20 protein-coding genes and 1 riboswitch are annotated in these 17,906 nt (G+C 65.6%); of the genes, 12 read left to right on the top strand and 8 right to left on the bottom strand.

Translation table 11 applies throughout. The features are described from left to right. Window positions 1–5 precede the first annotated feature (5 nt). The gene (gene rmuC / locus IWX81_RS06080; RefSeq protein ID WP_199280298.1) at window positions 6–1,298 is read right to left on the bottom strand and encodes a DNA recombination protein RmuC; all 1,293 of its coding nucleotides are present in this window, start codon (window positions 1,296–1,298) and stop codon (window positions 6–8) included. Between the two features lie 89 nt (window positions 1,299–1,387). On the opposite strand from rmuC, the gene IWX81_RS06075 reads away from it, so the two are divergent. Both IWX81_RS06075 and IWX81_RS06070 read left to right on the top strand, forming a co-directional pair. Then, on the top strand, window positions 1,388–2,311 hold the full coding sequence (locus IWX81_RS06075) for a LysR family transcriptional regulator (RefSeq protein ID WP_199280297.1): 924 nt from the start codon (window positions 1,388–1,390) through the stop codon (window positions 2,309–2,311). Window positions 2,312–2,373: 62 nt separating this feature from the next. Then, window positions 2,374–3,861, top strand: coding sequence for a CoA-acylating methylmalonate-semialdehyde dehydrogenase (locus tag IWX81_RS06070; RefSeq protein WP_199280296.1), 1,488 nt, complete (start codon window positions 2,374–2,376; stop codon window positions 3,859–3,861). Here the strand turns inward: IWX81_RS06070 and IWX81_RS06065 are convergent. Further along, window positions 3,836–4,432, bottom strand: a complete 597-nt coding sequence (locus tag IWX81_RS06065; protein WP_199280295.1) for an exonuclease domain-containing protein — start codon at window positions 4,430–4,432, stop codon at window positions 3,836–3,838. The two genes, IWX81_RS06070 and IWX81_RS06065, sit on opposite strands and share 26 nt — an antisense overlap. 123 nt (window positions 4,433–4,555) lie before the next feature. Between IWX81_RS06065 and IWX81_RS06060 the strand changes: the two genes are divergently transcribed. The 6 genes from IWX81_RS06060 to IWX81_RS06035 all read left to right on the top strand — a co-directional run bounded on the left by IWX81_RS06060 (window position 4,556) and on the right by IWX81_RS06035 (window position 9,207). Further along, complete coding sequence (locus IWX81_RS06060) at window positions 4,556–5,554, top strand: CPBP family intramembrane glutamic endopeptidase (RefSeq protein WP_199280294.1); 999 nt, start codon at window positions 4,556–4,558, stop codon at window positions 5,552–5,554. 129 nt (window positions 5,555–5,683) lie between these two features. After that, the gene (gene ychF / locus IWX81_RS06055) at window positions 5,684–6,757 is read left to right on the top strand and encodes a redox-regulated ATPase YchF (protein WP_199280293.1); all 1,074 of its coding nucleotides are present in this window, start codon (window positions 5,684–5,686) and stop codon (window positions 6,755–6,757) included. 51 nt (window positions 6,758–6,808) lie between these two features. Next, window positions 6,809–7,066, top strand: a complete 258-nt coding sequence (locus IWX81_RS06050) for a DUF4190 domain-containing protein (RefSeq protein ID WP_199280292.1) — start codon at window positions 6,809–6,811, stop codon at window positions 7,064–7,066. A gap of 129 nt (window positions 7,067–7,195) precedes the next feature. Continuing rightward, window positions 7,196–7,462 (top strand): hypothetical protein, encoded by a 267-nt coding sequence (locus IWX81_RS06045; RefSeq protein WP_199280291.1) that lies wholly within the window; start codon window positions 7,196–7,198, stop codon window positions 7,460–7,462. A gap of 64 nt (window positions 7,463–7,526) precedes the next feature. Continuing rightward, a complete protein-coding gene (locus IWX81_RS06040) occupies window positions 7,527–8,201 on the top strand; it encodes an SDR family NAD(P)-dependent oxidoreductase (protein ID WP_199280290.1) in 675 nt (224 codons plus the stop codon). Between the two features lie 43 nt (window positions 8,202–8,244). Then, entirely contained in the window at window positions 8,245–9,207 is a 963-nt protein-coding gene (locus tag IWX81_RS06035; protein WP_199280289.1) for a Ppx/GppA phosphatase family protein, read from the top strand. Between the two features lie 5 nt (window positions 9,208–9,212). On the opposite strand, the gene ctlX is transcribed toward IWX81_RS06035, so the two are convergent. Then, entirely contained in the window at window positions 9,213–10,184 is a 972-nt protein-coding gene (gene ctlX / locus IWX81_RS06030; RefSeq protein WP_199280288.1) for a citrulline utilization hydrolase CtlX, read from the bottom strand. Between the two features lie 22 nt (window positions 10,185–10,206). Beyond that, window positions 10,207–11,238, bottom strand: a complete 1,032-nt coding sequence (locus IWX81_RS06025; protein ID WP_199280287.1) for an ornithine cyclodeaminase — start codon at window positions 11,236–11,238, stop codon at window positions 10,207–10,209. Window positions 11,239–11,360: 122 nt separating this feature from the next. On the opposite strand from IWX81_RS06025, the gene IWX81_RS06020 reads away from it, so the two are divergent. Then, window positions 11,361–11,783: an Lrp/AsnC family transcriptional regulator gene (locus tag IWX81_RS06020; protein WP_334593238.1), complete on the top strand. Its 423-nt coding sequence runs from the start codon at window positions 11,361–11,363 to the stop codon at window positions 11,781–11,783. A 31-nt stretch (window positions 11,784–11,814) separates the two neighbouring features. After that, window positions 11,815–12,324, top strand: coding sequence for an SOUL family heme-binding protein (locus IWX81_RS06015; protein WP_199280285.1), 510 nt, complete (start codon window positions 11,815–11,817; stop codon window positions 12,322–12,324). Between the two features lie 25 nt (window positions 12,325–12,349). Here IWX81_RS06015 and IWX81_RS06010 read toward each other — a convergent pair whose 3' ends face one another. Continuing rightward, on the bottom strand, window positions 12,350–13,774 hold the full coding sequence (locus tag IWX81_RS06010) for an APC family permease (protein ID WP_199280284.1): 1,425 nt from the start codon (window positions 13,772–13,774) through the stop codon (window positions 12,350–12,352). A gap of 127 nt (window positions 13,775–13,901) precedes the next feature. On the opposite strand from IWX81_RS06010, the gene IWX81_RS06005 reads away from it, so the two are divergent. Further along, window positions 13,902–15,488, top strand: coding sequence for an ABC-F family ATP-binding cassette domain-containing protein (locus IWX81_RS06005; protein WP_199280283.1), 1,587 nt, complete (start codon window positions 13,902–13,904; stop codon window positions 15,486–15,488). A gap of 18 nt (window positions 15,489–15,506) precedes the next feature. On the opposite strand, the gene IWX81_RS06000 is transcribed toward IWX81_RS06005, so the two are convergent. Continuing rightward, the gene (locus IWX81_RS06000) at window positions 15,507–15,830 is read right to left on the bottom strand and encodes a DMT family transporter (RefSeq protein ID WP_199280282.1); all 324 of its coding nucleotides are present in this window, start codon (window positions 15,828–15,830) and stop codon (window positions 15,507–15,509) included. Between the two features lie 14 nt (window positions 15,831–15,844). Beyond that, window positions 15,845–15,910: riboswitch (guanidine-III (ykkC-III) riboswitch) on the bottom strand. A 102-nt stretch (window positions 15,911–16,012) separates the two neighbouring features. Here IWX81_RS06000 and IWX81_RS05995 point away from each other — a divergent pair. After that, window positions 16,013–16,756 (top strand): hypothetical protein, encoded by a 744-nt coding sequence (locus tag IWX81_RS05995; protein WP_199280281.1) that lies wholly within the window; start codon window positions 16,013–16,015, stop codon window positions 16,754–16,756. Window positions 16,757–16,787: 31 nt separating this feature from the next. On the opposite strand, the gene IWX81_RS05990 is transcribed toward IWX81_RS05995, so the two are convergent. Together IWX81_RS05990 and IWX81_RS05985 are read right to left on the bottom strand one after the other, a co-directional pair. Further along, entirely contained in the window at window positions 16,788–17,234 is a 447-nt protein-coding gene (locus IWX81_RS05990; RefSeq protein WP_199280280.1) for a DoxX family protein, read from the bottom strand. Further along, window positions 17,231–17,905 (bottom strand): DUF998 domain-containing protein, encoded by a 675-nt coding sequence (locus IWX81_RS05985; RefSeq protein WP_199280279.1) that lies wholly within the window; start codon window positions 17,903–17,905, stop codon window positions 17,231–17,233. Before IWX81_RS05985 ends, IWX81_RS05990 begins: the two co-directional genes overlap by 4 nt. Window position 17,906: the final 1 nt, after the last annotated feature.

The raw sequence follows: 17,906 nt of genomic DNA, 5'->3' as shown, positions 1-17,906 counted from the left end.
ACTGGCTATTCGGTCTCGACGAGTTCCAGTTCGGCGGCGGTGAGCTGCCGGGGGGACTGGTCGATCATCACCGGGGCGCCGATGATCTTGGATTCGTCGAGGGCGCTGAGCTTGCGAGCGGTGACGAGCACCCTCGACTCCAGCGAGTTCGCGAACTGGTTGTAGCTCGTGACGGTCGAGTCGATGGAGCGGCGGAGCTTATCGGCGTGCTCCGACAGGGTGGAAAGCCGCTGGTACAGCTCTTTGCTGAGATCGAACAGGGTCTTGGCCTGGTCGGTCAGCACATCCTGCTGCCACGAGAACGCGATCGTCTTCAGCACAGACCACAGAGTGACCGGCGAGGCGAGGGCTACGCGCTTGCTGAAGGCGTAGTCCATGATGCCGGGGTCGGCATCGAGGGCGGATGCCACGAGGGATTCGCTCGGGATGAACGCGATCACGAGCTCGGGTGAGGCATCCAGCCCCGCCCAGTACGCCTTGCTCGCCAGGGCGTCGATGTGGGCACGGAGGGCCTTCACGTGCTGCTTCAGCAGCACGTCACGCCGAGCGCCCTCCTCGCCGGTCGCGGTCGCGGTCACCGGGATCTGGCTCGCCTCGAGGTAGGCCGTGAACGGCACCTTCGCGTCGACCGCGATGTTCTTGCCGCCGGGCAGATGCACGACCATGTCGGGGCGGCCGGCGCCGGAGTCGCTCGACACGCTGCGCTGGAGGTCGAAGTCGACGCGTTCGATCAGTCCGGCTGCCTGCACGACATTGCGCAACTGCGTCTCACCCCACACCCCTCGGGTGGAGTTGCTGCGCAGGGCCGACGCGAGCGATTCGGTGGTCATCCTGATCTGCTCCCCGGCGGCCTGGGTGTGCTTGAGCTGCTCCGCGAGTTCGCCGTGCTGCTGGCTGCGCTGCGTCTCGAGCTCCGTCACCTTCTGCTGCATCGTGCGCAGAGACTCCTGCACGGGGGTGAGGGCCTGCAGCACCCTGGACTCGCGCTGGTCGCGGTCGACCTGGGCCTGGGCATCCGCCCTGTGGCGTTCGACGAGCTCGCGATACTGCGCCCGCAGCGCGTCGACCTGCTCGCCGAGGGCATCGGACCGAGCCTGCATGGCCGCATGATCGGCGATGAGTCTCGACTGGACCGCTCGCTCGTCGGCCTGCAGTTGCGTGAGTGCGGCGGTGTGCCTGGCCTCCAGGAGCGCAGGATCGACAACCGTCGAGCGGCCGCGCGCGACCAGCAGCCCCACCACGAGACCGAGTACGAGACCGATCGCGAGACCGAGGATGAGTGTCAGGAGAGGATCCATGTCCGCAGTGTGCCACGGTCCGCGGACACTGCGGCCACGAACCACCCTGACCGAGAACGGCCGCTCCCGGCCGACACTATGGTGAGTCCATGAGCGCGCACGGTCCGGATCCGCTGGATGTCAGCACCGACGATCTGCGATACCTCCTGGCCGTGGCGCGGTCAGGCCGCCTGGTCTCTGCGGCCACCCTGCTGGGCGTGGACCACACCACCGTGCGCCGCAGGCTGGACCGACTGGAGGCGGCGCTCGGCGTCAGGCTGCTCGACCGTGGGGCCGACGGCTGGGAGTTGACCGCGATCGGCCGGGATGTGGCGGCGAGGGCTGCTCCGCTCGAGCACGTCGTCGAACAGGTGCTCGGTGCGGCATCCGGCGGCAGCGACGGCGTGCGGGGCACCGTGCGGATCGTGGCGCCAGAGGGCTTCGGAACCACGTTCGTTACACCATGCCTGGCCAGGGTGCAGGCGCAGCATCCCGGTATCGCCATCGAGCTCGTGACGGCGACGAGCCCGCTGAGCCTGCGCGGTTCCGGCTACGACATCGCGGTGACGATCGGGTCCGCCGCGAGCTCCAGGCTCACGGCAGAACCCCTCGCGCCCTACGCGCTGCGGTTGTACGCCACACCCTCCTACCTGGCGGCGCACCCACCGATCGAATCGCTGGCCGACCTGGAGCGGCATCCGCTCATCTTTTATGTGGATGCCCTGCTCACGGTGCGCGACCTCGACCTGGCCCCCGTGCTGAGCGGCATGCGCGTCGGCTTCGGCTCCACGAACGTGTTCGCCCAGCTCGAGGCGACCAGGCAGGGAGCGGGCATCGGCCTGCTGCACGCGTTCATGGCGGAGCCGGACGATCGGCTCGTCGGTGTGCTCCCGCGCGAGGTCGATTTCCGGCTGCAGTTCTCGCTGTCGGTGCGCAAAGACAGCCTGGCCGTCGATGCCGTGCGTGTGGTGCGGGATGCGCTCAAGAGCGAGGTGCGTTCTCGCGCAGCCGAACTGTTGCCCCCTGCGCGATAACGCACATTGGATGTGCGTGAATAGCACTTGAACGCAGATCATCCACCGTCCACACTGGGGTCATGGACATTCTCGATCACTGGGTCAGCGGCGCCTCATTCGCCGGCGTATCCACCCGCACCTCGCCCGTCTACAACCCCGCAGAGGGCACAGTCTCCCGCGAGGTGCGCCTCGCGACGGTCGGCGACGTCGACACCGCCGTGCAGTCCGCCAAGGCAGCGTTCCCGGCCTGGGCCGAGACCTCGCTCGCCAAGCGCCAGTCGATCATGTTCACCTTCCGCGAGCTGCTGAATGCCCGCAAGGAGGAGGTCGCCGCGATCCTCACCAACGAGCACGGCAAGGTCACGTCGGACGCGCTCGGCGAGGTCGCCCGCGGTCTCGAAGTCGTCGAGTGGGCGACATCCATCCCTCACCTGATGAAGGGCGAGCACAGCGAGAACGTGTCGACGGGGGTCGACGTGTACTCGGTACGCCAGCCGCTCGGTGTCGTCGGAATCATCAGCCCGTTCAACTTCCCCGCGATGGTGCCGCTGTGGTTCTTCCCCGTGGCCATCGCCGCGGGCAACACCGTCATCCTGAAGCCGTCGGAGAAAGACCCGTCGGCCGCGATCTGGATGGCGAAGCTCCTGAAGGAAGCCGGCCTGCCCGACGGTGTGCTCAACGTCGTGCACGGCGACAAGGAGTCGGTGGATGCCCTGCTCGAGCACCCCGACATCTCCGCCATCTCGTTCGTCGGGTCCACCCCCATCGCGAAGTACATCTACGAGACCGCCGCGAAGAACGGCAAGCGCGTGCAGGCTCTCGGCGGAGCCAAGAACCACATGCTGGTGCTGCCGGATGCCGACCTCGACCTCGTCGCAGACTCCGCCGTCAACGCGGGCTTCGGCTCGGCCGGTGAGCGCTGCATGGCGATCTCGGTCGTCGTCGCGGTCGAGCCGGTCGCTGATGAGCTCATCGAGAAGATCCAGTCGCGCGTCGCCGGGCTCACGGTCGGCGACGGCACCCGCGGTTGCGACATGGGGCCGCTCATCACGAAGGAGCACCGCGACAAGGTCGCGTCCTACATCGACATCGCCATCACCGACGGCGCGACCGTTGTGGTCGACGGCCGCGGTGTGACGGTGGACGGCGGTGCCGACGGCTTCTGGCTCGGCCCGACCCTCATCGACGGCGTCTCGACCGACTCCGACGTGTACAAGCACGAGATCTTCGGCCCTGTGCTCTCGATCGTGCGCGTCGCGTCCTACGACGACGGTGTCGCAATCATCAACGCGAGCCAGTACGGCAACGGAACGGCGATCTTCACCAACGACGGAGGCGCAGCGCGTCGGTTCCAGCGAGAGGTGCAGGTCGGCATGGTCGGCATCAACGTGCCGATCCCCGTGCCCGTCGGCTATTACTCCTTCGGTGGCTGGAAGGATTCGCTGTTCGGCGATACCAAGGCCTACGGCTCACAGGCCGTGCACTTCTACACGCGCGAGAAGGCGATCACGAGCCGCTGGCTCGACCCCTCGCACGGCGGAATTAACCTGGGGTTCCCGCAGAACTGAGCTTCGGGCCGAGCCTCTTGATCGCAGAACCGCTCGCGTCGCTCAACTCGGCGATGGTGGATGCCCCGTGGCGCTTCGCCGCGTGAACGATGATCGCGGCGCAGGCCAGGGCATCCGCCAGGGCGTTGTGGTGCTCGAAGTCTTCAAAGCCCGCGGCCATCGCCGCGGACGGCAGGCGATACGAGTCCAGGTGGTACGTCCTGCGCGCCACCTGCAGGCTGCAGAGGTAGTCGAGGGCGGGGGTCGGCTGGAATGACGCGGCGCACGCCGCCGCGATCACTCCGGTGTCGAATCCTGCATTGTGCGCGACGAGCGTGTCGCCGGAGGCGAACTCGAGCAGGCTGGGCAGCTGTTCGCTCCAGAGCGAGGCGTCCGCGACATCCACCGCCATGATGCCGTGGATGCGCACATTCCATTCCAGGAAGTGGTCGTGACCCAGCGGCGGCTTGATCAGCCAGTACGCGGTGTCGACCACGCGCCCGTCGCGGACCTTCGCCATGCCGACCGAGCATGCACTGGCCGCCGAACCGTTGGCTGTCTCGAAGTCGATCGCGGTGAAATCCAGGGGCACGATCCGATGGTCGCACGGGCCTCGGACACGGTGGAGTCGCCCACGCCGCTCCGCCCCGCGAGGGATGCCAGATTCCGACGCGAGGGGGAGGGCCTTCGGAGGCTCACCCCGTAGCGTGGACCCATGAGCGATTCGCAGAATCTCCTTGATACGCACGCTGACGTGCCGACCGTAGCCACGTCCCCGCCCGTCACCTACGACCACGCACTCAGCCGCATTCGCGGGGCGTGGCGCGGGATTGTAGCGATCGTGCTGCTCGTGATCGGCTTCCTGCTGCTGTCGATCGTCATCGGCGGCATCGGAATCGGCATCGAGATCGCCCGCGGCGCGATCACCTTCGAGCAGCTCGACTCCGGGCTCGTGCCCTTCACCCCGGGTGTGCTGCTGTCGACCAACATCGCCCTGGCGCTGACGATCCCGCTCGCCATGGGGCTGCAGAGGCTGTTCTTCGGCGCTCGCGTCGGCACGCTTTCTTCGGTCACGGGGCGGTTCCGGTGGAAGTGGATGGGGCGACTCGCCCTCATCATCATCCCCGTCTGGGTCATCTACATCGGTTCCAGCTTCCTGATCGAGCCAGCCGAATTCGTCGCCATCGACGGGACCGTGCTCGTCATGATCGCGATCGTGATCCTGACCACGCCATTCCAGGCGGCAGGCGAGGAGTTCGGCGCACGCGGGCTGATCCAGCGGGCGTCCGGATCGTGGTTCCGTAACCCGATCGCGGCCTTCGTGGTGTCCACGCTCATCGCGTCGTCGCTGTTCTCGCTGGCCCACCTCGCGGGTGATCCCTGGCTGATCGCCTACTACTTCATCTTCGGAGTCTCGATGTCGCTCGCCGCTCGCGGCACCGGCGGGCTCGAGGCGCCCATCCTGATCCATGCCACCAACAACGTGCTGATCTTCCTGCCGGCGGTTCTGCTGGGCCAGCTCGACCAGGGCATCGACCGCAGTGCTGGCACGGGAGGCCCGTTCATGCTCATCCCGATGGCGCTGTGTCTCGCGGCCGCGGGCATCAGCACACTGTGGGCCCGCCGCAACCGGGTGCAGGTCACCGCACCCGCGATCGAGCCGAGGATCCCGGCCCCGATGGCGCATCCGCAGGCCAACTCGCCCCAGGCCTGAGGCACCGCCCGGCACTCCTCGCCGAGGTGACGCAAACGGCGGTCACTGTCACGCCATGACCGCCCTTAGCGTCACCTCGACGACGCTGCGCAGGATGCCGCGGTCTGCAGCCCGGTACGATTGACCCCCGTGGCTCTCACTATCGCAATCGTCGGTCTTCCCAACGTCGGCAAGTCGACGCTCTTCAACGCACTCACAAAGAACCAGGTGCTGGCGGCGAACTACCCGTTCGCCACCATCGAGCCGAACGTCGGCGTGGTGAACCTGCCGGATAAGCGCCTCAACGCGCTCGCCGAGATCTTCTCCAGCGAGCGCATCCTTCCCGCTCCGGTGTCGTTCGTCGACATCGCGGGCATTGTGAAGGGCGCGTCCGAGGGGGAGGGGCTCGGCAATAAGTTCCTCGCGAACATCCGCGAGGCCGACGCGATCGCGCAGGTCATCCGCGGTTTCGCCGACCCCGACGTGATCCACGTCGACGGCAAGGTGGATGCCGCCTCCGACATGGAGACCATCAACACCGAGCTGATCCTCGCCGACCTGCAGACCCTCGAGAAGGCCGTCACCCGGTACGAGAAAGAGGTCAAGACGAAGCGCGTCGAGCCGATCGTTCTCGAGACCGCGCTGGCCGCACAGAAGGTGCTGAACGAGGGCAATCCGCTGTCGTCATCCGGAATCGACACAGAGCCGATCCGCGAGCTCGGCCTGCTGACCTCGAAGCCGTTCATCTACGTCTTCAACGTCGACGAGGCCGTGCTGCAGGATGCCTCGGCTCTCGCAACCCTCGCGGCCCTCGTCACACCCGCCAAGGCGATCTTCCTCGACGCGAAGCTCGAGTCGGAACTGATCGACCTCGACCCGGAGGACGCGGCCGAACTTCTCGCCTCGACGGGCCAGGACGAGAGCGGGCTCGACCAGCTCGCTCGCATCGGCTTCGACACGCTCGGGCTTCAGACCTACCTCACGGCGGGGCCGAAGGAGTCGCGCGCCTGGACGATCGGCAAGGGCTGGAAGGCACCGCAGGCCGCGGGCGTCATCCACACCGACTTCGAGAAAGGCTTCATCAAGGCCGAGGTCATCGGTTTCGCCGACCTGGTCGAGACCGGCTCCATCGCCGAGGCCCGCGCGAAAGGCAAGGCCCGCATCGAGGGCAAGGAATACGTCATGCAGGACGGCGACGTGGTGGAGTTCCGCTTCAACAACTGACGCGCATCTCGCAATCGCAGCGGTGGCTCCTAACGGATGCCAAGATGACTCATGACATCCACTCTGGTGCCGCGCACCAACACCCTCGCGCTGGTCGGGTTCATTGCCTCATTCATGATCCCGGTCGTCGGCATCGTGCTGGGCGTGCTGGCGCGCAAGCAGATGGATGTGAGCGGAGAATCCGGTCGTGGGCTCGCCCGTGCCGCAGTCCTCATCGGAATTTTGGGCACGCTCTTCCAAGCGGCGTTCTTCATCGTCTGGCTGATGCTTTTTACCAGTGCAGTGACCCAGAGCGGCGTCGCGGGGTAGCGGCTCGGTCAATCCGCGTGCAGTTGAGATGCTTTTACCGGTTGGACGTCGTGCCCTCTGGCGAAGAATGATGGATTCGGTGGATGCCGGGCGCGGCTCGTATGCGGGCGAGCGAATCGATGCTCCATCATGACGAATGCGCGACGTACTCAATTCGTAGCTGCCGTCGCGGCCCTGGTGACATTCTTCGCATTGTGGGCCGTGATCGGTGGGTTAGTCGACTTCTCGGGTGACTGGTCGGAGCCGCTGGTAGTCAGAATCCGAGGTACCAGGCTCGTCTTCGATCAAGCATGGATGTATTTGGTGCCGGCGCTCGTGATCTTTGCGGCAGCCGCAGTGACGATGTTTGGTTGTCTGATCGCTCTCGCCAGCCGTCCGCACGTGAAGCAAAAGTAAGTCCGTTCCCTCCGCGACAGTGCAGACTGGAATGACCACGACGTCATCGATCTAAGGAGACTTCATGCCCGTCATCGCCATCATCGGAGCCGGACCCGGACTCGGAGCAGCGGTTGCCCGCAGGTTCGGTCGCGAAGGTTTCTCGGTCGCTCTGATCTCGCGTGACCAGTCGAAGCTCGACGCCATGGCCGCCGAGCTCGAGACCGACGGTGTGACCGCGAAGGGTTTCACCGCTGACGTTCTCCAGCCCGCACAACTCGAGGATGCGCTCGCGCGCGCCGCGGCAGAGCTCGGCGCGATCACGGTGCTGCAGTACAGCCCGCTGCCGTCGCGCGACTACCTCAAGCCCGTGCTCGACCTGACTCCGGAGCTGGCGCTCGAAGCGCTGCAGTTCTCCGCGCTCGGCCTCATCCACTCGGTGCAGGCGGTGCTTCCGGCGATGCGCGAGTCGGGCGATGGCAGCGTCATCCTGATCAATGGTGGCACGTCGGTGAAGGCACGTGCCGGCTTCGCGGGCACCTCGGTCGCCTTCCCGGCCGAGAGCGCCTACGGTGAGATGCTGCACGATGCGCTCGAGGATGAGGGCATCCGCGTCAGCCAGTTGGTGATTCCCGGCGGCATCCCGCAGCTGCAGCTCCCCAACGGAATCGACGACGTCGCGGACCGCATTTGGGGCCTGCACGCCGAGGCCGGCCCGTTCCGCACGATGCTCATCCCGCTCGAGGACGGCCGGGAATAATCGCGGAATCGCGACACGTTATCGACCAGTGGGGGAGCCGCTCATGACCCGTGTTGCAGCGTTCGATTGCGGGACGAACTCCATCCGACTGCTGATCGCCGACCTCGACGGGCGCGGCGGATTGAGTGATGTCGTACGCACGCTCCAGCTGGTGAGGCTGGGTGAGGGCGTCGACCGCACGGGCCGGTTCGGTGCCGAGGCCCTGGTCCGGACTCTGACGGCGGTTCGCGACTACGCCGAGCTGTGCCGCGAGCACGAGGTCGAGCGCATCAGGTTCGTGGCGACCTCGGCGACGAGGGATGCCGCGAACCGGGCCGAATTCACCGACACCGTCGAGGCGATCCTCGGTGTGCCAGCGGAAGTCATCGCCGGCACCGAGGAGGCCGAGCTGTCGTTTCGTGGAGCGCTGACCTCTCTCGACGCCGCGGACGGCGCGCAGCATCTCGTCGTCGACCTCGGCGGCGGGTCTACCGAACTCGTTCTGGGCCGCAACATGCCGACGTCGGCATATTCGATGGACATCGGTTGCGTGCGTCTCACCGAGCGCCACGGGCACAGCGACCCGGCGTTGCTGGCCGAGCTAGCCAGCATCCGTCGCGATGTCGACTCGGCTTTGGATATCGCCGGCCAGACCGTCGACCTGTCGCAACCGACCGAGGTCGTCGGGGTAGCGGGCACCGTCACGACCGTTACGGCGCTCGCCCTCGGGCTGGATCGCTACGACCCTGTCGCCATCAACGGGAGCCGCCTGCCGCTAGGTGCCGTGCTCGACGCCTGCGACACACTCAGCCGGATGCCGCGCGCGGAACGAGCTGCGCTTCCGTTCATGCATCCGGGCCGTGTCGACGTCATCGTCGCGGGTGCCGTGATCTGGTCGGCGGTGCTGCAGCGGGTCGCGGATGCCACGGCAGCGGCCGGGCGCCCGCTCGAGTTCGTCACCACGAGTGAGCACGACATCCTCGACGGGGTCGCTCTCTCGCTGGGCGAGCAGCGCCCACCCCGCTGAACTCGTCAGGCCAAGGCGACAGCGGGGCGGGCGGCATCCGCGACTTTCGAGACCAGCACAGGTCGTCGGTCGAGGTGGATGCCCGCGATCATGCAGCGCACCGACCCCCCGGCGAGCTCGATCGTGGGGATGTCGACACTCACGATCCGGCAGCTGCGTTCGATGACTTTGCGCTGCGAGACCCTGAGCGTGGCGGCGGCGCGAGCCGACATCACGAGGATCCTGCCCTGTGACGACCGCAGCTCGATCGCATTTCCGGCGAAGTCTGCCACCTGTTCGGCGCTCAGGTCGATGAGCTCCCGACCGGGTTCGGTCAGCCGGTCGGCGACCTCCTGGCGGCGCCGGGGATTGTCTATGAGCGACAAGCCGACGAGCACGAACTCTGTCGCGATGCACATCATGACGTTGGTGTGATAGATCGGGATGCCTCGGGGGTCGCTGGCCACGAACATCATCGGTTCGTAGCCGAAGGTGGCGCAGAACCGCTCCAGAGCAAGGGAATCGGCGCGGTGGGATGACGCCGTATAGGCGACCCGGTTCGTGTGGTCGAGCACCATCGCGCCGGTGCCCTCGAGGAAGATGCCGTCGTGCTCCAGTCCCGAGAAATCGATGATGTCCTGCACCCTGAACCGTTCCTTGAGCAGTTCGATCACGTCGGTTCGGCGCTCGGTGCGGCGATTCGGCGAATACATCGGATACACCGCGATGCGACCACCGGGGTGCGTAGAGAACCAGTTGTTCGGGAACACGCTGTCCGGTCGCACGCTCTCCGTGTCTTCGAAGAGGTGCACCTGCACACCGGCCTGCTCCAGCGCCTCGGCCAGCCGGGTGCTCTCCGTGTACGCATCCCGGGCGATCTCCGCGGCGTTCCGCGTCGGGTCGATGGACTGGAAGGCGTTGTCGAGCGCGGTCGCCGGATTGGGCCCGAAATGGTGGGGCCGGATCAGCACGACGGCCGACGGGCTCTGGACGCTCATGTGCGGGTAGTGGTGGGCGGTGTCAGGCGGGGACAACGGCGGCTGCCGCGACCAGGGAGTACAGGTTCTTCGGGTCGGCGGGCTCGGCGATCAGGTCGACCTCGGTGAAGAAGTCGGTGCCGTCGACCGCGTCGCGCGCGTATCGGAGGGCGGAGAAATCCTCTATCGCGAATCCGACGGAATCAAAGACCGTTACCTGCTCGTCGCTGGTGCGCCCGGTGGCCTCGCCGACCAGCACCCGCCAGAGTTCGGTGACCGGGAAGTCTGCCTCGACCTGCTGGATTTCGCCCTCGATGCGGGTCTGCTCGGGGAACTCAACGAACACGTCCGAGCGGCGGAGGATCTGAGCGTCCAGCTCGGTCTTGCCGGGGCAGTCACCACCGATCGCGTTGAGGTGCATGCCCGGTTCGATCATGTCATCGGTGACGATGGTCGCGTTGGCCTTGTCTGCCGTGCAGGTGGTGACGATGTGTGCTCCGCGAACGGCGTCGGCGGCATCCGTCGCCCTGTGGATCTCGAAGCCGAGCGGGCTGACGTTCTCGATGAACTTGTCGAGCGCTGCCGGGTCGGTGTCCCACACGCGGAGCGCGGTGATGCCGAGACCGGCGCGGAACCCGAGTGCCTGGAACTCGGCCTGTGTGCCGGTGCCGATCATCGCCATGACGGTGGAGTCGGGTCGCGCCAAGAGTTTCGCGGCGAACACCGAGGTGGCGGCGGTGCGCAGCGCGGTCAGGAGCGTCATCTCGGCCCAGAACGTCGGGTAGCCGGTGTCCACGTCGGCGAGAACACCGAAGGCCGTGACTGTCTGGTGGCCGCGCGAGGGGTTGGAGGGGTGACCGTTCACATACTTGAAGGCGTAGGTTTCACCATCGCTGGTCGGCATGAGCTCGATGACGCCGAGCGGGGAGTGGCTCGCGACCCTGGGGGACTTGTCGAAGATCGGCCAGCGCGCGAAGTCGCTCTCGAGGTAGCCGACCATGCCGGTGATGATGGACTCGATGCCGGTCGTGGCGATCCAGCGGCTCATGTTTCCTACGTCGACGAAGCGCACCATGATTTCTCCCTAATCTCGTACCACCAGCCTACGAATGGGCAGTATGCAGCAACAATGACCAGAGAGTGATCCTTTGGATCAGTCCGTGCGCGAACTGCATAGCACTGACTTACACTATGCGTATGGATGACCTGGATCGACGCCTCATCGGCCTGCTCCGAACCAACGCCCGCGAGCCGGTGGCGGTGCTTGCGAGGGAGCTCGGCGTCACCAGGACCACGGTCACCAGCCGGCTGGACCGGCTGCTGGACAGCGGCACGATCCTCGGATTCTCGGCGAGGGTGCGCGTCGAGAACGACCCCGACACCATCCGGGCGGTGTCCCTCATCGAAGTCGAGGGGCGCACCACCGATGACGTGATCCGTCAGCTCCGCGGATTCCCGGAGGTGCACTCGCTGCACACGACCAACGGCGCATGGGACCTCGTGGCGGAGCTCCGCACCGACACCCTCGGGCATTTCGATGGGGTTCTGGCGCGCATCCGGTCGCTGGATGGAGTGGTGAACAGCGAGACGAGCCTGCTGCTCAGCTCGGTGATGATCTAGGCGCGCCCCGCCCGCGGACGTAAGCTGCCGCATGACCGAAATCCAGCCGTACGTCGTCGAGAGCGAGCATGACGGATTCGAGGTGCGGAGCTATCCGGAGCACCTGCTCGTCGAGGTCGACGTCGGCGGCGACTTCTTCGAGGCCGGCAATCGCGGCTTCCGACCCCTCATCAGCTATATCAGCGGCAATAACGCGGGCCAGAACAAGATCGAGATGACCTCACCCGTGATCCAGGCGCCGGTGGGCGAGCAGTACACGGTGAGCTTCGTGCTCCCGGACGACATGGATGCCGCATCAGTCCCCGCCCCGAACGGTGCCGGTGTGCGCACCAGGGTGGTGCCTGCCGGTCGTGTGGCGGCTCGCCGGTTCAGCGGAGGTGCGGATGAGGCCCGCTTCGCGGACAACGCGATGCAACTGATGGCCGCAGTCGCGGCATCCGGTTTGGCAACCGTCGGAGCGCCGTACTTCGCGCGCTACGACGCCCCGTGGAAGCCAGGTTTCCTGCGCCGCAACGAGGCCCTCGTGCACCTGGCCGGCTGATCGCTCGGCGTGGGGACGATCGGGATCAGCTCACGCGGTCTGTGGCTTTCCTGCCGGAGAAGGTCTGCACGAGGTAAAGCACAAGGCCGACGGCCAGGAGCCCCGCGACCCACACCAATGCCCCAGGGTCGTTGATCAGGGTGTACGCCAGGACTGCGAGGTTGCCCACCATGCCGACGATCAGCAGCGGAGTGTTTGCGCGATAGGTATCGTCTCTCTCATCGTGGCCTCGCAGCTTGAGGCACGCCACGATCACCAGTGCGTAGATGAACAAGAGGAAGACCACCGTGATGGTGGCGAGCCGATTGACGATGTCGAGTTGGTCTTCCGCAGGAAGGCCGGTCTGGGTCGAGCGGATTATCGCGCCGATAATCAACAGCGCGCTGACAATCGCAGCGCCGAACAGCAGAGCGACGTAGGGGCTCCGCCGAGTGGGATGCACTTTGGCAAAAACGGCCGGCACGATGTTTTCCCGCGCCATGCCGAAGAGTATGCGCGACTGGGCAACCACCGTGACCAGGGTGGTGTTGCTGATCGCGACCATCGCAATCAGCCCGAAGACGACGACCATGATGGCGGCAGGGACGATAAACAGGTCGGCGCGGATGACCTCGAGTAGCGTGTTTCCCGCCAGATCCCCGATGGGCACCGCAAGCGCCGCAGCGATAGAGACGAGCACGTAGACGATCCCGGCGGTGACCATTCCGCCGATCAGAGCCCGTGGGTAGGCGCGGGAGGGGTTGATGGTCTCCTCTGCGACATTCGCGACGTTCTCGAAGCCTGTCATCGCAAAGAAGGCAAGAGAGACTCCGGCAAGCACCGCGAGGATCGCCGAACCGGTGCCGCCGTCGACGCTGAACTGGAGAAGCACGGAAGGATCGTTGACTCCCTCGACGAGCGCGATGACCCCGATGATCACGACGATGATGAGCCCGCTGACCTCGATGAAGGTCATCACCACTGTCGCCACGACCGACTCCGCGATGCCGATCAGGTTGATCACGGTGATGATTGCCACGAAGGCTACGGCGATGCCGGTGGAAGCCCAGATCGCGTCCTGCGGCAATCCGACGACGCCACTGAAGTACCGTACGAACCCTGCAGCGAGCGAACCGACAGCCGCCATGTTGGCCGAGAGCATGCAGATCGTGATGAAGAAGGTCAACACGGGGCTACGGAACGCTTTATTGATATAGAGCGACGCTCCCGCGGCCTGCGGATACTTCGTGACGAGTTCCGCGTAGGCGAGTCCCGTGATGGTCGCGATCGAGACGCCAACGAGGAACGCCATCCAGAAGGCTCCACCGACGGCCGCGGCGACGAGCCCGACGAGAACATAGATGCCGGACCCCAGCACATCGCCGACAACGTAGAAGTAGAGCTGTTTGACGGTGATGGAACGTTTGAGATGGTGCGGCTGCGCCACGGTCGATTCTGTTGTGATCCCCATTTTTTCACGCTACGGCATTTATTCGGATGCGGTTTCGACTGGGAAAAGGGTCTGGATGGGTGTATGGGTGGCGGGACGGTGCTCGGTTATCCGGGACAATTGGGGGGACACGGGGGAGAACCACGGCATGAGCCTGATCAGGTTGAACGATGTGGAATTACGCATCGAGAACACGCAGGTGCTGCGGGAGGCGTTCTTCAGGCTCGAGCCCAAGGATCGTGTCGGCCTGATCGGCCGCAACGGTTCGGGGAAGTCGTCCCTGCTCAAGCTCGTGCTCGAGCAGCTGGCACCGACGAGCGGCACCGTGACGATCGAGCCGGGCACCAGGTTCGGGTACTTCTCGCAGTTCTCCGAGCTGAACGGCTCGGCAACCATCCTCGAGGTGCTCGACGACCTGTTCGTCGACATCCGTGCCATCGAAACGGAGCTCGCGAGCATCGACGCGACCATCGCTGCCGATCCGAGTGCCGACCTGGATGCGCTCATCCATCGCCAGGCCGCATTGTTCGAAGACATGGACCGCCTGGATGGCTGGGACTACAAACGCCGCATCGACCAGGCCCTCACGACGCTGGGATTCACCGAGGCGCATCGACACAGCGCCATCGACGACCTCTCCGGTGGATGGCGTAACCGAGCGGCGCTCGCCAAGATCGTGCTCGAAGATCCCGACGTGCTGCTGCTCGATGAGCCCACCAACTTCCTCGACGTCGCCGGCGTCGAGTGGCTCGAGGCGTGGTTCCGCGGCTTCCACGGCGCCGCGATCATCGTCTCGCACGACCGGCGCTTCCTCGATTCGGTGGTCACGCGCATCATCGAGGTCGAGAACTTCCACCTTCACGAGTACCCCGGCAATTTCGGCGAGTACGTCATCCAGAAGCAGTTCAGGCTGAAGACCCTCGAGCAGCAATTCGTGCACGAATCGGAGCTGCTCGCGTTCGAGGCCGAGGGAATCGCCGATCGTCGTGAGGCCGCGAAAGCCGCCAGTCGCGGGCTCGACAAGCAGCTCTCGAACATCAAGAAGAGCCGCGCACCCCGTCCCGTCGACCAGATCATCACCGAGATCTACGGTGGCCTCCACATCAAGGATGTGCTCTGCCGGGTCGACCGCATCAGCAAGTCCCACGACGGCCGTGTGCTGTTCTCCGACCTCAGTTTCGAGATCCGACGACGCGATCGCATCGTGATCCTCGGATCCAACGGCAGCGGAAAGTCCACACTGCTGCGCGTGCTGACTGACGAGAAACCCGACACGGGAGAGACGGTCTGGACGAAGGGCAGCGATGTCATCTCCTACAACCGTGTGCTCGACGAGCTCGACGACGAAGACACCGTCACCCACGCGGTCAATGCGATGCCGAACAGCCTCGCCCTGACCGCGACCCGAAAATCGGTCGCCAGGTTCCTCGCGATGTTCCAGTTCTCCGAGGCCGACCTGAAACAGCGCATCGGAAACCTGTCCGGAGGCCAGCGGGCGAGGGTCGCGATGGCGCAGTGCCTCTTGTCAGGGGCATCCGTGCTGCTGCTGGATGAGCCGACCAACCACCTCGACATGGCGAGCACCCAGGTGATGGAGCGCGCCCTCGTTCATTTCCCTGGAGCCGTGGTTGTCGTCAGCCACGACAGGTTCTTCACCGACAAGATCGCGAACCGGTTCCTGGTGTTCGGAGCCGACGGTGCCGAGCCCGGCGAGATCGACGTGCGGGTCGCCTAGGAGCGCCTGCCAGACGCCTCAGTGGCTGCCGTCGACCAGCTTCAGCCCGACAATGCAGCCCACCAGCCCGATGAGCAGAAGCACCTTGATGACGGATGCCGGCTCGCCACCGAAGATCATCGCGTAGGTGACGGCGAGAGTCGCGCCTATCCCGACCCACACGGCGTAGGCGGTGCCCGTGGAGATATCGCGCATCGCGAAGGCGAGCCCCACCATGCTGAGCGCCAGGGCGACGCCGAAGATGACAGTCGGCCAGAGTTTGGTGAAATTCTCGGACTTGCCGAGGGCCGTGGCCCACACGGCCTCGAGAACACCGGAGACGATAAGAATTACCCATGCCATGACGAACACATCCCTGTGGCCAGTCTTGTCGCGTTCCGGGTACTGATCCGTCGTCCGGGGGTTGCAGTGCACACCCTGCTGTCAGGTTAGCAAAAACAGCGCGTTCTGGCAGGGGCCGGATAGTTGCGGAAACGAGACGAACGGCCTCGGACGTCGGCTGTGTCGGGCTTTAGAGTCGGCACATGAGCGAAGTGGAGCCTGGCGCACCGGTGAAGAAGCGACCCTGGGCTCTGATTGTTGTTGCAGGACTGCTGGCCGCGGCCGTAGCGACCATGTTGGTGGTTCTCGCGGAGACCGGCTCAACGGGCACTCCATCCACTCTGCCAACAGCAACCGCGGAGCCCACTCCTGCCGCCACTCCGACTCCGACTTCTACTCCTACTCCAACCGCCTCCCCGACGGCGACTGCCGAGCCGCCAGCTCCGCAGCGTGATCTGGTGCTCAGCGAGGTTGGGCTCGACGACCTACTCCTGGGCGATACCGCGCAGCAGTTGAATGCGTCGCCACTATTGACGGCTTTTGAACTCGACTGTGGCGATGGCCCATTTCCTGCGTGGAAGAGCGCGCCGCGAGAGGGGCTCGAGGGCGGTGCGATTTTCGGAGTGTTTGCCTACGACGGTGTGCTTAAGCACATCCAGGTGAGGTCTGACGTGGTCGTGACTGACCGCGGTGGCGGCGTCGGAATGTCGACGGTGGAGATGGCCGAGCTTTATCCGGAAGCATCTTTCTTCTCTCAGACCGGTTACATCATGCGTTACGCAGCGGAGTACGACCAGACGACCTTCTATTTCGACGTGTGGGTGGGAGAGAATGAGGAGCGCAGCCGTAACCGCACCGACCACGTGTTGTTGATGGGGATCTCGCCCGGCGGGCTCGACAGTCTCGAGCGCCCGAGCTACCACCCCGTTTCGATGTCGTGCCTGTAGGCAGCTCAGCCCACACCGTCGGGCGGATTGCTCAGGAGCGCCGCGCGCGCCACCACTTCCATGCGCCGGTCGACCACAGCGCCCACGCAACCAACAGCGGCTGGAACAGCAGGCGCACGCCGAGCACGATGGCCGTCGTGTTGTCCCAGCCTTCCGCCGCGGTGTGCACGAAGAGTTGCGAGATATTGCCGGGGAAGATCGCCAGGAAGAACAGCGCGACGATCCAGCCGACCGCCACCCGATAGCGCCGAAGCAGGAGCACCGCGAGCCCGAGGGTGATCTCCACGATCCCGGATGCCACGACCACGAAGTCGACGTCGAACGGAAGCCACGGCGGCACCTGGGTCTGGAACCCCTGTCGCGCGACGGTGAGGTGTCCGACCCCGGCTCCGACGAGGAAAAGGCCGAGCAGCACCCGGCCGATGGTGCGACCCAGGGAGCTGTTGCGGGTCGGCGTGGTCTCGGGTTCGTTCGTCATGACTCAACTCTGGGGGATCGGCCCGCTCGGCGCGACCAGGCGACCGCGAGGATGGTGACCCCGAACAGGATCTCCGAGGCGGTGATCGGGTAGACCGAGAACCGCTCGACGAGCCCCTCGGGGAGGCCCACCCCGTCGAACCCGAGCAGCACGAGCGAGACGATGCCGAGCGATCCGAGGGCTATTCCGGCAGCTCCGAGCGCGCGTCGACCATGGCGCAGCGCCGACGCTCCGGCCAGGATCGCGGCGACATTTCCGAACAGGATGGCCAGCAGCGCTCCGACGACATGGATGCTCGGCGCCCCACCCACGGCCGGTGTGGTCTCGTCGAACAGCCCCACGATGACGTTTCCGATTCCGTGCAGCAGTGCTGCCGCCAGGAACACATACCTGAGCGCTCCGGAGAACAGGGTGGCCAGCAGCACGCTCCCGATGAAGAACAGCGCACCGTCGACGATGAAGCCCGCGTTCATGAGGCCGGCGAGCGGGGAGCAGATCTCGCGACCGGAATACACGGTGCCGCAGTCCGCGACTCCGAGGTCGCTGATGTAGTTCTCGGCGTAGTCGTACGCGGGGGTGAAGACCGCTGCGGATACGGTTTCGGCGGCCAGGTACTGCAGGCCGGCCAGCAGCATGGCGTTGGCGCCGACGATGACTCGGATGCGGGGCATC

Source organism: Salinibacterium sp. CAN_S4 (genome assembly GCF_015752305.1).
GTDB lineage: Bacteria > Actinomycetota > Actinomycetes > Actinomycetales > Microbacteriaceae > Rhodoglobus.
Note: the sequence above shows the minus strand (reverse complement) of the source record. Positions and strands in the feature narration are given on the sequence as shown.

Coding starts and splice junctions, on each gene's coding strand:
- IWX81_RS06015 (WP_199280285.1), top strand. CDS start 11,815: ATGACCGAAATCCAGCCGTACGTCGTCGAGAGCGAGCATGACGGATTC.
- IWX81_RS06020 (WP_334593238.1), top strand. CDS start 11,361: ATGGATGACCTGGATCGACGCCTCATCGGCCTGCTCCGAACCAACGCC.
- IWX81_RS06060 (WP_199280294.1), top strand. CDS start 4,556: ATGAGCGATTCGCAGAATCTCCTTGATACGCACGCTGACGTGCCGACC.
- IWX81_RS06010 (WP_199280284.1), bottom strand. CDS start 13,774: ATGGGGATCACAACAGAATCGACCGTGGCGCAGCCGCACCATCTCAAA.
- rmuC (WP_199280298.1), bottom strand. CDS start 1,298: ATGGATCCTCTCCTGACACTCATCCTCGGTCTCGCGATCGGTCTCGTA.
- IWX81_RS06040 (WP_199280290.1), top strand. CDS start 7,527: ATGCCCGTCATCGCCATCATCGGAGCCGGACCCGGACTCGGAGCAGCG.
- IWX81_RS06075 (WP_199280297.1), top strand. CDS start 1,388: ATGAGCGCGCACGGTCCGGATCCGCTGGATGTCAGCACCGACGATCTG.
- IWX81_RS06050 (WP_199280292.1), top strand. CDS start 6,809: ATGACATCCACTCTGGTGCCGCGCACCAACACCCTCGCGCTGGTCGGG.
- IWX81_RS05990 (WP_199280280.1), bottom strand. CDS start 17,234: ATGACGAACGAACCCGAGACCACGCCGACCCGCAACAGCTCCCTGGGT.
- IWX81_RS06070 (WP_199280296.1), top strand. CDS start 2,374: ATGGACATTCTCGATCACTGGGTCAGCGGCGCCTCATTCGCCGGCGTA.
- IWX81_RS06005 (WP_199280283.1), top strand. CDS start 13,902: ATGAGCCTGATCAGGTTGAACGATGTGGAATTACGCATCGAGAACACG.
- IWX81_RS06035 (WP_199280289.1), top strand. CDS start 8,245: ATGACCCGTGTTGCAGCGTTCGATTGCGGGACGAACTCCATCCGACTG.
- IWX81_RS05985 (WP_199280279.1), bottom strand. CDS start 17,905: ATGCCCCGCATCCGAGTCATCGTCGGCGCCAACGCCATGCTGCTGGCC.
- IWX81_RS06000 (WP_199280282.1), bottom strand. CDS start 15,830: ATGGCATGGGTAATTCTTATCGTCTCCGGTGTTCTCGAGGCCGTGTGG.
- IWX81_RS05995 (WP_199280281.1), top strand. CDS start 16,013: ATGAGCGAAGTGGAGCCTGGCGCACCGGTGAAGAAGCGACCCTGGGCT.
- ctlX (WP_199280288.1), bottom strand. CDS start 10,184: ATGAGCGTCCAGAGCCCGTCGGCCGTCGTGCTGATCCGGCCCCACCAT.
- IWX81_RS06025 (WP_199280287.1), bottom strand. CDS start 11,238: ATGGTGCGCTTCGTCGACGTAGGAAACATGAGCCGCTGGATCGCCACG.
- IWX81_RS06045 (WP_199280291.1), top strand. CDS start 7,196: ATGACGAATGCGCGACGTACTCAATTCGTAGCTGCCGTCGCGGCCCTG.